This is a genomic window from Paenirhizobium naphthalenivorans (assembly GCF_007992095.1).
Taxonomy (GTDB): domain Bacteria; phylum Pseudomonadota; class Alphaproteobacteria; order Rhizobiales; family Rhizobiaceae; genus Allorhizobium; species Allorhizobium naphthalenivorans.
This window is the reverse complement of record NZ_BJZP01000042.1, coordinates 1-14489: the sequence shown is the minus strand read 5'-3', so window position 1 is coordinate 14489 and position 14489 is coordinate 1. Positions and strand designations below refer to the sequence as shown.

Here is a 14489-nt window from a genome sequence, read left to right as displayed (position 1 = left end):
CCTTCAAACAAGACGTGTGACCTCACATTGAAATGAAAAGGCGCCGGATCCGGAGGAGACGAGGTCCGGCGCCTTTGCGACAAGGGGCAACAAGCCCGGGAGGAGTCCATGAAAATCACCCGCCTCGAAACGGTGCGCGTCGCCGAGCGCGCCAATCTTCTCTGGCTGCTCGTCCACACCGACGAGGGACTGACCGGCCTTGGAGAGACCTTCTTCGGTGCGGAGACGGTCGAAGCCTACGTTCATGAATATATCGCCCCCCGGGTCATCGGCCGCGATCCGCTGGAGATCGACCGGCTGTCCGCCGATCTTGTGGGTTATCTGGGCTTTCGGTCCTCCGGCGCCGAAGTGCGCGGCAATTCGGCCTTCGACATCGCGCTCTGGGACCTGTTCGGCAAGGCGACCGGCCAACCGATCGCCCAGCTTCTGGGCGGCTTTACCCGCCGCGAGATCCGCACCTACAATACCTGCGCGGGCACAGAATACATCAAGAAGGCGACCGGCCAGACGACAGCCAATTACGGCCTTGCCGAGGGCCGCGACTACGACGACCTGAACGGTTTCCTCAACCACGCCGACGAGCTTGCCCACTCGCTTCTCGAAGAGGGGATCACGGCGATGAAGATCTGGCCCTTCGACGCCGCCGCGGAGAAGACCAGAGGCCAGTATATTTCCATGCCCGACCTCAAACAGGCCCTTCAGCCGTTCGAGAAGATCCGCGCTGCCGTTGGCGACAGAATGGACATCATGGTCGAGTTCCACTCCATGTGGCAGCTACTGCCGGCCATGCAAATCGCCAAGGCGCTCACGCCCTATCAAACCTTCTGGCATGAAGACCCGATCAAGATGGACAGCCTGTCGAGCCTCAAGCGCTATGCCGAGGTCTCCCCGGCGCCAATCTCGGCCTCGGAAACCCTCGGCTCACGCTGGGCTTTCCGTGACTATCTCGAAACGGGTGCGGCCGGCGTCGTGATGCTCGACATCAGCTGGTGCGGCGGCCTGTCGGAGGCGCGCAAGATCGCCGCCATGGCGGAAGCCTGGCACCTGCCGGTGGCCCCGCACGACTGCACCGGCCCGGTGGTCCTCTGCGCCTCCACACATCTCTCGCTCAATGCGCCAAACGCGCTCGTCCAGGAGAGCGTGCGCGCCTTCTACCGCACCTGGTACCGCGATCTGGTAACGGCCCTTCCCGAAGTCAGGAACGGCATGATAACGGTGCCGCCAGGTCCGGGGCTGGGCATGGAGCTCAATCCAGAACTTGAACGTGCCTTTACGGTTTTCCGTCGTATCTCCGATGCAAGAAGCCTGTGAAACACCCGAAACCGCCAGATCTATGAGGACATGATGGCAGATACCACTGAGACAGCCGTGAACGGCAGTCGTTACCAGGCCATGGCGGGCCCGGCAGTCATGCTGCTCGGCATGCTGATGTTTGCGCTCAACGATGCCATGGGAAAATGGTTTGTCGCCAATTACGGCCTGGGCCAGGTCATCCTGATCCGCAGCATGGCCGCTCTGCTCATCCTCGCGCCCTTCCTCTGGCATGCTGGCAAAAAACCGATCGTCAAGGCCGAAAAGCCGCTAATGCAGGCGGCTCGCGTCCTCTTCTCGACGTTGGAAGTATTCTGTTTCTACTATGCTGTTATGTATCTGCCGCTCGCCGACGTTATGACCTACTGGCTGGCGGCGCCGATCTATGTCGCGGCGGCCTCGCCGTTTCTCCTCGGGGAGAAGGTCGGCTGGCGGCGCTGGACCGCGATCTTCATCGGCTTCGTCGGCGTCATCATCACCCTCGAACCGTCGAGCGCCATGTTCACCATGCCGGCAGTCATCTCGATTCTCGGCACCTTCGCCTTCGCCTTCATGCTCATTTCCGGGCGAAGCCTGCGCGCCACCCCGGACAAGACCCTGGTCTTCTTCCAGGTGGCGGGTGCAGGGCTTGCCGGCCTCGTCTTCGCTCCGTTCGACTGGACTCCACTGACCTCGATGTCCGAGGCAGCGCTTCTCGGCCTTCTCGGTGTCGTCGCCATGGGCGCGCATATGTTGGTCAACCGTGCCCTGAAGATCTCGGATGCCGCGACCGTCGCTCCGCTGCAATACACCCTGCTGCTGTGGGCCATCCTGTTCGGCTGGATGTTCTTCGGCGATGTTCCTCGCCTTACCATGTTGCTTGGTGCGGCACTGATCGTCGGCTCCGGCATGTTCATCTTCTTCCGCGAACAACAGTTGAAGAAACGCCAGCCGGATCGCCCGCTCGACGTGCCGTGATCCGAAGCGCCATCATTTGGCAAGCGAAGGGGTCGCCCGCCCGAGCGGCCCCTTTTCCTTTCGGCGGGAAAGCCCAGCCAGCAATGCCCCCCCTTACGGAAAGGCGGCCCGCTCAGCAAAAAAGAAGAAGGCCCGAAGCGAGTGCTCCGGGCCTTCCTCATGTTTATCCTGCCGCTCGGCGAACGGCTCCCTTGCCGCCGCTTACTTGCGGATCTCGGCCAGCTTGGCAAGAATGCCATCGACGACGTCGGCACCGATCTCGGCCTTGTGCTTGTCGTAGACGACCATGGACTTCTCGCGAATGCGAGCCTGCTCCTCAGGCGACAGCGTGTTGACCTCGATGCCGGCGGCCTTGATCTTCTCCAGAGACTTCTTGTTCAGGTCCTGGATGACTTTGCGCTCTTCATCACGACCGACCATAGCGCAATCGCGCAGGGCTGCCTGTTCGTCTGCCGAGTACGTATCGAAGATCGGCTTCGAGAACAGGAAGAGGAAGGGCGTGTAGGCGTGGTTTGTCTCAGTGACATACTTCTGCACTTCGTAGAACTTCGAGGTGTCGATGGTCACATAGGGATTTTCCTGCGCGTCGATAGCCTTGGTTTCCAGCGCCGAGAACACTTCGCCGAACGCCATCGGAGTCGCATTGGCGCCGAGGTTCTGGAAGGTGTCGAGGAAGATGTTGTTCTGCATGACGCGAACCTTCATGCCCGCGAAATCTTCCCACTTGTTGACCGGGTGGACCGAGTTCGACAGGTTGCGGAAGCCGTTTTCCCAATAGGCCAGATTAACCAGGCCGGCTTCTTCCAGCTTCTTGTTCATCTGGTCACCGAAATCGCCGTCGAGAACCTTGTAGGCCTCATCAGCGTTGGCAAACAGGAACGGCAGGTCGAAAACGCCGAGCGCCGGCACGATACCGACCAGCGGCGAGGACGAGGTGACGACAGCCTCCTGAACGCCCGAGCGTAGGGCCTGGGTCGCCTGAAGGTCGCCGCCGAGCGCACCGCCCCAGAAAGCAGTAAGCTTGAGCTTGCCGCCTGACTTGTCGTCCAGGCAGGCCTGCATGGCCTTGATGCCGTTACCGACCGGGTGGTCGGCATTGATGCCGTTCGATACCCGGATATTGCGTTCGTTGAACTCGGCGAATGCCGGTGCGGCGGCCGAGCATACGAATGCGATGGCTGTGGTGGTCAGAAGCAGTTTTCTCATATTATCCTCCCATGGATTGTTGAGTGAGAAGTCGAAGCTCGCGGGCTATCAGCGCAGCCAGTGAGCGGGCACGAGAACCAGGTCCGGGAACAGAACCAGGACGAGGAGCACGAGGACCTGGGCAGCAAGAAAAGGCAGGACACCCACCGTCACCTTGCCAAGTGGAACACGGCCAACACCGCTGACGACGTTCAGCACAACACCGACCGGCGGCGTCAGAAGGCCGATGCAGGTGTTCATGATGAACATCACGCCGAAATAGACGGGATCGATGCCGGCCTGCTTGATGATCGGCATCAGCACGGGCGTCAGGATCAGAATCGTCGGCGTCAGGTCGAGCGCGGTTCCGACGATCAGCACGAGCAGCATGATGGCAAGCATCAGCAGGGTCGGGCGATTGATCAGGGGTTCGATATAGCCGGTAATCTCGGCGGGAATGTTCGCGGCAGTGATCAGCCAGGCCGAAACCAGCGCGGAGCAGACCAGGAACATGACGACGGATGTCGTTTTGGCCGCCTGCAGGATCACGTGCGGAAGCTCTTTCGGCGACAGTTCCCGATAGATGACCATGCCGACGAAGAGAGCATAGGCCGCGGCCACGACGGCGGCTTCTGTCGGCGTCACCACACCGGCCTTGATGCCGCCGAGAATGATCACCGGCATGCCGAGCGCCCACAGAGCGCGGCCGGTCACGCGCATGCGCTCCTTCATCGGCGTGCGCGGCAACGCCTCGACCTTGTCCTTGCGCACCACGATCAGCCAGGTGCCGATCAACGCGACACCCATGATCAGCCCTGGCACGATGCCGGCCATGAAAAGCTGGGTGATCGAGACGTTGGCGGAGACGCCGAAGACTATGAAAGCCATGGATGGCGGAATGACCGGGGCAATCACGCCGCCCGCAGCGATCAGACCCGCGGACCGCGGCACGTTATAGCCGGCCTTGGCCATCATCGGAATGAGAATTGCAGCAAGGGCGGCCGTGTCAGCAGCGGCGGAACCCGAAATACTGGCCATGATCACCGCAGCCATGATCGCGACGATGCCGAGACCGCCACGAATGTGGCCGACGCAGGCGATCGCGAAATCGATGATGCGGCGCGACAGACCACCAGCATTCATCAACTCTCCTGCGAGAATGAAGAAGGGAATTGCCAGCAGGGTAAAGGTATCGGCGCCAGCGATCATGTTCTGGGCGATGATCTGGGTATTGAACATGCCCATGTACCACATGAGCGTGACGCCACAGAACATCAGCGCAAAGGCAACCGGCACGCCGATCGCCATGGCGCCCAAAAGCGAGGCGATGAATACGACGAGGGTCATCAGGCACGCTCCGACAGGTGTTCAATGGACATGTTTTCGCCGGCAAAAGCGGCAATTTCTTCCTCTGTCACGCGTCCGGTCAGCAGGCGCACCAGCCGCTCCAGCGCGATCAGGACGATGCCGGCGCCAGTGAAGAAGCCGATACCGTAGACCCAGATCATCGGCAGCTTGGTGACAGGTGCCGCCATGCTGGCATTGATCGGCGCCTGCTTCCAGGTTCCCCAGAAGAAGATCGCCGAAACACCGATGATGATGATGTTCGACAGGATCATGCAGAGGATGCGGCCCTTGCGGCCGAACAGCATGACCAGCGTTTCCACGCCGACATGCGAATGCTCACGGAATGTGACGACCGCGCCGATGAAAGTCAGCCAGACGAAGAAATAGCGTGAAAGCTCGTCAGAGATGTTGAGGCCCGAGTTGAACCCATAGCGCAGCACCACGTTGACGAAGACCATCACGGCCATCGCCGCCAGGAAGAAGATCAGGAGCATTTCGAGGAAGCGATAGAATGTGTCGATTGCCTTTTGCATGACCAATCCCCCATCAAACCTTTCCCAGAAGGCCGCGAGCGGCCAGATTGCGGATCAGCGCCATCGTCCCGAACGTCCATTCCGAGCAGGAATCGCTGCGCTGGACCCGATTGATCAAGCGGCCGAGCGTCGGTGTGGCGATTTCCACGCGGTCGCCAAGCTCATGGGTGAAACCCTGACCGGCGCCACGCCGGTCCTTGACCGGCGCAAACATCGTGCCGAGAAACAGTACGGCGCCGTCCGGATACTGATGGTTGCGATTGAGGAGCTGACGGGCGAGATCGGCCGGTTTGCGACTGATCGCCTCCATCGGGCTCTCCCCCGTCATGACAAAGCCGTCCTCACCCTCGACCAGCAGTGAAACGCGCGCCTGGCCAAGGGCCTCGAGCGTAAAGTCGGCATCGAACAGGCGGATGAAAGGACCAATCGCACACGATGCATTGTTGTCCTTGGCCTTGCCGAGAAGCAGGGCCGAGCGTCCCTCGACATCGCGCAGGTTGACATCGTTACCAAGCGTCGCGCCGATGACTTCGCCGGTCGAGCGCAGCACGAGTACCACTTCCGGCTCGGGATTGTTCCATTCCGACATCGGATGAATACCGACCTCGGCACCACAGCCGACGGCCGACATCGGCTGTGCCTTGGTGAAAATTTCCGCATCGGGACCTATACCGACCTCGAGATACTGCGACCAGAGGTCCATGTCCTGCAGCAATGTCTTGACGCGGGCGGCCTGCTCGGAACCGGCAACGACGCCGCGCAGACTGTCGCCCAGAACCGGTGCCAGTCGATTGCGGATCTCAACCGCGCGGGTTGCGTCCCCCTTGGCTTGCTCCTCGATCACGCGCTCCAGCATACTGTCGGCGAAGGTCACACCTGCCGCCTTGATCGCCTGCAGATCCACGGGAGCCAGAAGCCCGCCAAGTCTCCCCGACAGGAAGTCGTCAAGCGAACCAAGTTCAGCAAGGTCGCCAGTGCTTTTCAGGCGAGCCGCGATACCCTCGATCTCGAAAAGAGAGGCAACGGTGGCCGACAGGGGCGTGAGGTCAAACAGTCGACCGTTACGAACGAGAACGGGGCAAGGCCCGCCGGCCGCGTTCGACCACACCCGCCCGACCAGCAAGGCCTCGGCGGCATCATCCGGCAGAATCTGCCCGGCGCTTAGTGAATGCGTGGAACCCAATTCATTCTCCCCATGAGTCTCCTCAAGGCTCGCCCTCCAGCTCGCCTTGCCCTATTGTCAGGATGTCTGACAACAATGCCTGAAACGTTTTAGTCGGACTCTTTCCAACTGTCCAGCAACCAGTGCTATTTTACGGCTTCAACTTCACTCGATGGCCACCGAACCACAAACCGAGGCCCGGCAGGCGCATCAGTACGACTCCAGCTGGAGACCAAGGCGCCCGGTCGCCCCCAGCAGGTGACGGCGCATGGCTTCGCGCGCCTTGTGCGGATCGCGGCTGGCGACGGCCTCGCGAATTGCCAGATGCTCGGCGATCGTCACCTCGACGATTTCCTCAAGCACAGCTGCAGCCCGCGCGGCATTGATCGCCAGACTGATACGCTCGGCGATGAAGCCGATGAACAGTGTGAAATACTCATTCTTGGTGGCCGCCGCGAGAACGCGGTGAAAGGCGAGATCCGCGATGATCCCCTGACTGGTCCACTTGTCCGCACCGGTCATTGCCGCCAGCGTCCCGTCCAGCTTTTCGAGATCGCCGGCATCATGATGCACGGCCGCAAGACCTGCCGCCTCGATTTCGAGCGGCAGACGCAACTGGAAGAGCTCCCGGAAACTCTCCCTGTCATCCAGATCGTCCTGTTCGATACGAATCGACGGCCGGGTCCGCTGTTCGGTGACGAAAGCACCGACCCCCTGACGAGTCTCGACCAGCCCCTCATTGCGTAACTGGGCGATGGCCTCGCGCACCACCGAACGGCTGACGCCAAACCCCTTGGCAAGCACATGCTCCGTCGGAAGCTTGTCACCCGGAAGGATTCGGCCCTCCACAATGTCGCGGGCGATCTGGGTGGCGATGCGCGTTGGCAAATGCTCGTTACGCCTGATCTGACCGAAGTCCATCGTCATGTCGCCCTCTCGTTACCGTATCCGGCGGTTTTCTACGAATCCCGCACGAAGTTCAATTGGCAACCCGGATTCATGACGAAAGTCGGATCGATCGCGCCTTTGACAGCAGTCAGCATCTTGCGCTGGACGTCCGGCAGACGAGCATCGAAATCCGCCTTCTTCAACCGGCCGATGCCATGCTCGGCGCTGATCGAGCCGTGATAGGCGTCAAGAACCACATTGATTGCCCGTTTGGCCGTATAGATCTGCGCGGCACATGCCTCGGGAGAGAGCCCAGCGGGCGGCAGTACATTCAGATGCACATTACCGTCGCCGACATGACCATAGGAAACGCTGATGCAATCGGGCAAAGCCTCGGCGACGGCCGCCTCGGCGTCGCGGACGAAGTCTGCTAGCCGTGACAAGGGGACGGAAATATCGGTGCGCAGATGCGGGCCGCGCTTGGCCTGCCCCTCATTCATACCTTCGCGGAAAAGCCAGAGATTGCGTGCCTGACTTTTCGACGTGGCGATCACGCCATCGGCGACCAGCCCCTCTTCCATCACCCCGCCGAGGAACCGTTCCATCAGATCGGCAATGTCGACGAGACCGGAACCAGAGATCTCCATCAGCGCATAGGCCGGATAGTCGCCGGCCATCGGCATGGCGAGATCGGGGATCGCCTCGCGAGCCAGCGCGAAGGCCAGCGGCGGCATGAATTCGAAAGCCGACAGCAAGTCGCAGCAATCGCGGCGCGCGCAGCGATAAAGCGCGATCGCGTCATCCAGCGCATTGAGGCCGACAAGCGCCGTCGCGACTTGGTCCGGCTCGGGCATGAGCTTGACGGACACGGCTGTAATAATGCCCAAAATACCCTCCGCGCCGATGAATAGCTGCTTCAGATCAATGCCGCGATTGTCCTTGCGCAACGTCGACAGGCCATCGAAGATCGTGCCATCGGGCAGCACCACCTCAAGACCGAGTACGAGTTCGCGTGTCATGCCATAACGCAGCACATTGATCCCGCCGGCATTGGTCGAAACATTGCCGCCGATACGGCAAGAGCCCTGGGCGCCGAGGGCCAGCGGGAAGAACATGCCTTCGCGCGACACCGCGTCCTTGAACTCCGAGAGAATACAGCCCGCCTCAACCACTGCGGAGAAATCATCGACATCGATACGCCGGATCTTCGTCATGCGCTCGAGGCTGACCACCACTTGACTGTCGGGTTGATCTGGCGTCGCGCCAAGCACGAGCCCGGTATTGCCTCCCTGGGGAACGATCGACAAACCGAGAGCCGCACAAGCCCGGACAGCCGCCGCGACCTCGTCGGTCGTACGTGGTCGCAGGACCGCGACGGCGCCGGTCGTCACATCGCTGTGCCAGTCCCGGCAATAGCGCTCGACCTCGTCGCCGAGCAGCACCATGTCCGCCCCAAGCGCCCGGCAGAGCGCCTCCTGCCGGTCATCCGCCTGTACCACCGCTTCGCCCAGTCCACTCAAGATCGCATTCTCCCTTTGCCGCGAGGTCCCACCACTGAGGCTCACGACCACAACGCCAACAATTGTATTTCCAAACCCACCATATAAGGTTATCAGACAACCTTACAATATTTGTTTTGGCTGACTTGCCTTTTGTCAACATTGGCTAAGTCGGCCCTGCAGGAGGAGGAAAATCCATGCATATCCTGATCATCGGCGCGGCAGGCATGGTCGGCCGCAAACTCGCTGCGCGCCTGACCGCGGACGGATCGCTTGGCGGACGTGCGATCGATGCCATGACCCTGGTCGATGTCGTCGCCCCGGATGCCCCTGCCGGCTTTACCGGCAAGGTGACACTGGAAACGGCCGACCTATCGGCGCCCGGCGAGGCAGCCCGTCTGATCGCAGGGAGGCCCGATGCAATCTTCCATCTGGCGGCAATCGTCTCCGGCGAGGCCGAGCTCGACTTCGACAAGGGCTACCAGATCAATCTCGACGGCACACGCTACCTGTTCGACGCGATCCGCATCGCCAATGGTCAGGATGGCTACAAGCCGCGCGTCGTCTTCACCTCGTCGATCGCCGTATTCGGCGCACCATTGCCATATCCGATCCCCGACGAATTCCACACCACGCCGCTCACCAGCTACGGCACCCAGAAGGCAATTTGCGAACTGCTGCTGGCCGACTATTCACGGCGCGGCTTCTTTGACGGTATCGGCATTCGCCTGCCGACCATCTGTATCCGCCCGGGCAAGCCGAACAAGGCGGCCTCCGGCTTCTTCTCCAACATCCTGCGCGAACCACTGGTCGGCCAGGAAGCAGTGCTTCCCGTTTCCGACGACGTCCGACACTGGCACGCCTCACCCCGCTCCGCCGTCGGCTTCCTGATTCATGGCGCAACGATCGACGTCGAAAAGGTCGGCCCACGTCGCAACCTCTCCATGCCGGGCCTCAGCGCCACCGTCGGCGAGCAGATTGAAGCGCTTCGCCGGGTGGCCGGAGACAAGGCCGTGCAGCTGATCCGCCGAGAGCCCGACGAGATGATCATGCGCATGTGCGCCGGCTGGGCTCCCGGCTTCGAGGCCAAACGCGCTCGCGAACTCGGCTTTACCGCAGAGAGTTCTTTTGAGGAGATCATTCGCGTGCACATCGAAGACGAACTGGGAGGCACGCTGTGACGGAAGGCGCTGAACGAATCGCATCAGCCGATCGCCGAATCGCCTTCCTCGGCACCGGTCTGATGGGCGCGCCGATGGTCCGCCGCCTGTTGAAGGCCGGCTTTGCCGTCACCGTCTGGAACCGCGATCCGCGCAAGGCCGAGGCCCTCGCCGTAGACGGCGCGATCATCGCGCCAACGCCAGCCGAGGCAGCGCGCGGCGCCGATATTGTCTTCACCATGCTGAGTGACGGCAAGGCGGTTGGCCAGGTCCTGTTCGACGGTGGCGTCGCCGATGTCCTCAAAACCGGCGCGGCCGTAATTGACAGCTCGTCGATCGCCCCGCCGATCGCCCGCGACCATGCCGCACGGCTTGCCGATAGGGGCATCGCCCATATCGACGCGCCCGTGTCCGGTGGCGTCGTCGGCGCCGAGGCCGGCACGCTGGCCATCATGGCCGGTGGCGAACCCGCTATTGTCGAGGGTCTTGCCGATGTCTTCGCCGCATTGGGGCGCGTGACCCATGTCGGCCCGTCCGGCGCCGGCCAGATCTGCAAACTTGCCAACCAACAGATCGTTGCCATTACTATCGGCGCAGTCGCTGAAGCGATGATCCTGGTGGAAGCCGGCGGCGCCAGCCGCGAAAAGTTCCGCGAGGCGATCCGTGGCGGCTTTGCTGAAAGCCGCATCCTCGACCTGCACGGCGGCCGCATGGTGGCGCGCAGCTTCGCGCCGGGCGGCCCCTCGCGTCTGCAACTGAAGGATCTCGACACCGTGGCGGCCATGGCCGAACTCTTCATGCTCGACCTGCCGCTGACGGCCGTGGTGCGCGATGAGTTCCGCGACTTCGTCGCAGACGGCGGTGGCGAGACCGACCACAGTGGGCTTCTGTTGCATCTAGAGAAGATTAATCAGCGTTCGGGAGAGAACAGGAAATGAACGAGGACAACAAAAAGCCCGCCCGGCGCCTGCGCTCGCAGAACTGGTTCGACAATCCCGATCACATCGACTTGACGGCACTCTATCTTGAGCGCTTCATGAACTACGGCACGACGCCGGAAGAACTGCGCGCCGGCAAGCCGATCATCGGCATCGCCCAGTCGGGCAGCGACCTCAATCCCTGCAACCGCCACCATCTCGACCTCGCCAAGCGCCTGCGCGATGGCATTCGCGATGCCGGCGGCATCCCGATCGAATTTCCAACCCATCCGCTGTTTGAGAACTGCAAACGTCCGACGGCAGCCCTTGACCGCAACCTCGCCTATCTCGGTTTGGTCGAGATCCTTTACGGCTACCCGCTTGACGGCGTCGTGCTGACCACCGGCTGCGACAAGACCACGCCATCGGCGCTGATGGCCGCCGCGACGGTCGACCTTCCAGCGATCGTTTTTTCCGGTGGACCGATGCTCGACGGCTGGCATGACGGGGACCTTGTCGGTTCGGGCACCGTGATCTGGCGCTCGCGCCGTAAACTCGCTGCCGGAGAGATCACCCGCGAGGAATTCCTCGAAACGGCACTCGATTCGGCCCCCTCGATCGGCCATTGCAACACCATGGGCACTGCCTCGACGATGAACGCCATGGCCGAAGCGCTCGGCATGTCCCTGACCGGTTGCGCAGCCATTCCCGCCGCCTACCGCGAACGCGGACAAATGGCCTATCGCACAGGCCGCCGCGCCGTCGAACTGGTGCTCCAGGACATCAAGCCGTCCGACATCCTGACCCGCTCAGCCTTCCTCAACGCGATCAAGGTCAACTCGGCGATCGGCGGTTCGACCAATGCCCAGCCGCATCTCGCCGCCATGGCCAAGCACGCCGGCGTCGAGCTTCACCCCGATGACTGGCAGGTGCACGGCTTCGATATTCCGCTGCTCGCCAATGTCCAGCCGGCTGGCGCCTATCTCGGCGAACGCTTTCACCGCGCCGGTGGCGTGCCGGCGATCATGTGGGAGCTCCTGCAGGCCGGAAAACTGGATGGGGATTGTCCGACGGTCACCGGAAAGACCATGGCTGAAAACCTGCGGGATCGGGAATCGGAAGATCGCGAGGTGATCAAACCCTATGCCGATCCGCTCAAGGAACGCGCCGGCTTCCTGGTCCTCAAGGGCAATCTGTTCGATTTCGCCATCATGAAGATGAGCGTGGTGTCGGAGAGCTTCCGCGAGCGCTATCTTCAGGAACCCGGCCGTGAAGGCGTGTTCGAAGGCAAAGCTGTCGTCTTCGACGGCTCCGAGGACTACCACAAACGCATCAACGATCCGGCCCTCGACATCGACGAGAACACCATTCTGGTGATCCGCGGCGCCGGGCCGCTCGGCTGGCCTGGTTCTGCCGAGGTGGTCAACATGCAGCCGCCGGATCACCTGCTGAAAAAGGGCATCGTCAGCCTGCCGACGATCGGCGACGGCCGCCAGTCCGGCACGGCCGACAGCCCCTCGATCCTCAACGCCTCGCCGGAGAGTGCCGCCGGCGGCGGTCTTGCCTGGGTCAGGACCGGCGACGTGATCCGCATCGACTTCAACAAGGGTCTTTGCGACATGCTGGTGGATGACGCCGTGATCACCCGCCGCAAGGGTGATGGCATTCCCAAGGTGCCTGCCGATGCCACGCCGTGGCAGAGGATCTATCGCCAGACGGTCACTCAGCTTTCCGAGGGAGCGACCATAGAGGGGGCGGATTCCTTCCAACGCATAGCGCGCACCCCGCCGCGCCATAACCACTGACGCGCTCCTGATCTCAGACATTTGCGATCACATCTGCGTTCCTTGCGGCCCGCCTATTTGACGTGGCGGGCCATGAGAACCATCTAGGGGTGGAACCCACACCCGAAGGAGGATGGTATGACGACAATGACCGAACGCGCCGTACTGGCTGGCGGCTGCTTTTGGGGCATGCAGCAGCTGATCCGCAGGATGCCCGGCGTCCTCTCCACCCGCGTCGGTTACACCGGCGGCGATGTGAAGAACGCCACCTACCGCAATCACGGCACCCATGCCGAAGCGATCGAAGTCACCTTCGATCCGCAGAAAACCAGTTACCGCGACCTGCTCGAGTTTTTCTTCCAGATCCACGACCCAAGCACGCCGAACCGTCAGGGCAATGATCTCGGCGTGAGCTACCGCTCCGCCATCTATTTCACCAATGACGACCAGAAACGCGTCGCGCGGGAAACCATTGCCGACGTGGATGCCTCAGGCCTTTGGCCGGGCAAGGTGGTGACCGAGGTCGAGCCGGTCAGCGATTTCTGGGAAGCAGAACCGGAACATCAGGATTACCTGGAGCGCATTCCGAACGGCTATACCTGCCATTTCCCCCGGCCGAACTGGCGGCTGCCGCGCCGCGCAGCCTGAGGCGAAGCGATATCAGCAAAACGACGCCACCGATCCGCAAGGGGCGGTGGCGTCTTCTGTGTCAGAGCACGGCGCTCATACCTCCGTCGACGTAGAGAATCTGGCCGTTGACATAGTCGGATGCGGCGGAGGCGAGGAACACGGCCGCTCCGACCAGTTCCTCCGGCTTGCCCCAACGCCGCGACGGTGTGCGCCCCTTCACCCAGGAATCGAATTGCGGATTGCTGGTCAGAGCCTCGTTCATGTCGGTGAGCATGTAGCCAGGACCGATGGCATTCGCCTGGATGCCGTACTCGGCCCATTCGGCTGCCATCGACTGCGTCAGCAGCTTGATGCCGCCCTTGGCCGCAGTATAGGGCGCGACCGTCGGACGGGCGAAGGCACTCATCAGCGAGCCGATATTGACGATCTTGCCATAGCCGCGCGGGATCATGCGCTTGGCCGCCTCGCGACCGACGAAGAAGGCGCTGGTCAGATTGGTGTCGATCACCCGCCGCCATTCCTCGGCCTTGAGTTCAATCAGCGGCTTGCGCAACTGAATGCCGGCGTTGTTGACGAGAATATCGATCGGTCGATCGGCGTCATCAAGCCGCTCGAAGGCGGCGACCACGGCCGCCTCATCCGTCACGTCGAAGGCTTCAACCTCGACGGCATGGCCCAGCGCCCGCATCGCCCCGGCGGCTTCCTCCAACCGGTCCGCATTCACGCCGTTCAGCACCACGCGCGCCCCGGCTCCCGCAAGCCCAACGGCGATGGCCTGGCCAAGGCCGCGCGATGAACCCGTGACAAGGGCGGTCTTTCCTTCAAGGCTGAATAGCGGATTGTTCAACGTCACACTCCCGATCCTTATTCTCTTGCACGCTCCCGGCCAACCATTGGGAAAGCCGTCAGACTATAGACGGCCGATACGGAAATGGCATGTCGATCTGCTCATCCGGGACCTTAAACAGGCCGTTGTGCAACGCGTATTTCCGCCGCCCTTGAAATTCACCTCTTCGCTTCTTTGAAGCGACATATATATAAATATATATGTACCGACACGAATGATCGCGCCCAGTGGATCTCGTGAGGCATAATGATGAACCAGGAAGGACACCG

General features: G+C 61.8%; 13 protein-coding genes. 6 read left to right on the top strand and 7 right to left on the bottom strand.

Annotated features, from left to right (window positions below):
* Positions 1-108 precede the first annotated feature (108 nt).
* Both RNA01_RS21940 and RNA01_RS21935 read left to right on the top strand, forming a co-directional pair.
* A complete protein-coding gene (locus RNA01_RS21940; protein ID WP_147182252.1) occupies positions 109-1311 on the top strand; it encodes a mandelate racemase/muconate lactonizing enzyme family protein in 1203 nt (400 codons plus the stop codon).
* 33 nt (positions 1312-1344) lie between these two features.
* Positions 1345-2268, top strand: coding sequence for a DMT family transporter (locus RNA01_RS21935; protein ID WP_235916836.1), 924 nt, complete (start codon positions 1345-1347; stop codon positions 2266-2268).
* A 201-nt stretch (positions 2269-2469) separates the two neighbouring features.
* Here RNA01_RS21935 and RNA01_RS21930 read toward each other — a convergent pair whose 3' ends face one another.
* The 6 genes from RNA01_RS21930 to RNA01_RS21905 all read right to left on the bottom strand — a co-directional run bounded on the left by RNA01_RS21930 (position 2470) and on the right by RNA01_RS21905 (position 8828).
* Positions 2470-3474 (bottom strand): TRAP transporter substrate-binding protein, encoded by a 1005-nt coding sequence (locus RNA01_RS21930; protein WP_147182251.1) that lies wholly within the window; start codon positions 3472-3474, stop codon positions 2470-2472.
* Positions 3475-3522: 48 nt separating this feature from the next.
* Entirely contained in the window at positions 3523-4800 is a 1278-nt protein-coding gene (locus RNA01_RS21925) for a TRAP transporter large permease (protein ID WP_147182250.1), read from the bottom strand.
* Entirely contained in the window at positions 4800-5333 is a 534-nt protein-coding gene (locus RNA01_RS21920) for a TRAP transporter small permease (protein ID WP_147182249.1), read from the bottom strand. Before RNA01_RS21920 ends, RNA01_RS21925 begins: the two co-directional genes overlap by 1 nt.
* A gap of 13 nt (positions 5334-5346) precedes the next feature.
* Positions 5347-6516, bottom strand: coding sequence for a fumarylacetoacetate hydrolase family protein (locus tag RNA01_RS21915; RefSeq protein WP_147182248.1), 1170 nt, complete (start codon positions 6514-6516; stop codon positions 5347-5349).
* Between the two features lie 189 nt (positions 6517-6705).
* On the bottom strand, positions 6706-7422 hold the full coding sequence (locus RNA01_RS21910; protein ID WP_147182247.1) for a FadR/GntR family transcriptional regulator: 717 nt from the start codon (positions 7420-7422) through the stop codon (positions 6706-6708).
* Between the two features lie 32 nt (positions 7423-7454).
* Positions 7455-8828: an FAD-binding oxidoreductase gene (locus RNA01_RS21905; protein WP_147182255.1), complete on the bottom strand. Its 1374-nt coding sequence runs from the start codon at positions 8826-8828 to the stop codon at positions 7455-7457.
* A 251-nt stretch (positions 8829-9079) separates the two neighbouring features.
* Here RNA01_RS21905 and denD point away from each other — a divergent pair, with 251 nt between their 5' ends.
* The 4 genes from denD to msrA all read left to right on the top strand — a co-directional run bounded on the left by denD (position 9080) and on the right by msrA (position 13391).
* Positions 9080-10063 carry a D-erythronate dehydrogenase gene (gene denD, locus RNA01_RS21900; protein ID WP_147182246.1) on the top strand — a complete coding sequence of 328 codons (984 nt, stop codon included), beginning with the start codon at positions 9080-9082 and terminating at the stop codon, positions 10061-10063.
* The gene (locus tag RNA01_RS21895) at positions 10060-10980 is read left to right on the top strand and encodes an NAD(P)-dependent oxidoreductase (protein WP_268906707.1); all 921 of its coding nucleotides are present in this window, start codon (positions 10060-10062) and stop codon (positions 10978-10980) included. Before denD ends, RNA01_RS21895 begins: the two co-directional genes overlap by 4 nt.
* Positions 10977-12764 carry an IlvD/Edd family dehydratase gene (locus RNA01_RS21890; RefSeq protein ID WP_147182245.1) on the top strand — a complete coding sequence of 596 codons (1788 nt, stop codon included), beginning with the start codon at positions 10977-10979 and terminating at the stop codon, positions 12762-12764. Before RNA01_RS21895 ends, RNA01_RS21890 begins: the two co-directional genes overlap by 4 nt.
* Before the next feature lie 126 nt (positions 12765-12890).
* Complete coding sequence (gene msrA, locus RNA01_RS21885; RefSeq protein WP_210245801.1) at positions 12891-13391, top strand: peptide-methionine (S)-S-oxide reductase MsrA; 501 nt, start codon at positions 12891-12893, stop codon at positions 13389-13391.
* Between the two features lie 61 nt (positions 13392-13452).
* On the opposite strand, the gene RNA01_RS21880 is transcribed toward msrA, so the two are convergent.
* On the bottom strand, positions 13453-14220 hold the full coding sequence (locus RNA01_RS21880; protein ID WP_147182253.1) for an SDR family oxidoreductase: 768 nt from the start codon (positions 14218-14220) through the stop codon (positions 13453-13455).
* Between the last annotated feature and the right edge of the window lie 269 nt (positions 14221-14489).

Excerpts from the sequence above, each read along its gene's own strand:
- RNA01_RS21940 (WP_147182252.1), top strand. The coding sequence starts at position 109 with ATGAAAATCACCCGCCTCGAAACGGTGCGCGTCGCCGAGCGCGCCAAT.
- RNA01_RS21935 (WP_235916836.1), top strand. The coding sequence starts at position 1,345 with ATGGCAGATACCACTGAGACAGCCGTGAACGGCAGTCGTTACCAGGCC.
- RNA01_RS21930 (WP_147182251.1), bottom strand. The coding sequence starts at position 3,474 with ATGAGAAAACTGCTTCTGACCACCACAGCCATCGCATTCGTATGCTCG.
- RNA01_RS21925 (WP_147182250.1), bottom strand. The coding sequence starts at position 4,800 with ATGACCCTCGTCGTATTCATCGCCTCGCTTTTGGGCGCCATGGCGATC.
- RNA01_RS21920 (WP_147182249.1), bottom strand. The coding sequence starts at position 5,333 with ATGCAAAAGGCAATCGACACATTCTATCGCTTCCTCGAAATGCTCCTG.
- RNA01_RS21910 (WP_147182247.1), bottom strand. The coding sequence starts at position 7,422 with ATGACGATGGACTTCGGTCAGATCAGGCGTAACGAGCATTTGCCAACG.
- RNA01_RS21905 (WP_147182255.1), bottom strand. The coding sequence starts at position 8,828 with ATGGTGCTGCTCGGCGACGAGGTCGAGCGCTATTGCCGGGACTGGCAC.
- denD (WP_147182246.1), top strand. The coding sequence starts at position 9,080 with ATGCATATCCTGATCATCGGCGCGGCAGGCATGGTCGGCCGCAAACTC.
- RNA01_RS21890 (WP_147182245.1), top strand. The coding sequence starts at position 10,977 with ATGAACGAGGACAACAAAAAGCCCGCCCGGCGCCTGCGCTCGCAGAAC.
- msrA (WP_210245801.1), top strand. The coding sequence starts at position 12,891 with ATGACCGAACGCGCCGTACTGGCTGGCGGCTGCTTTTGGGGCATGCAG.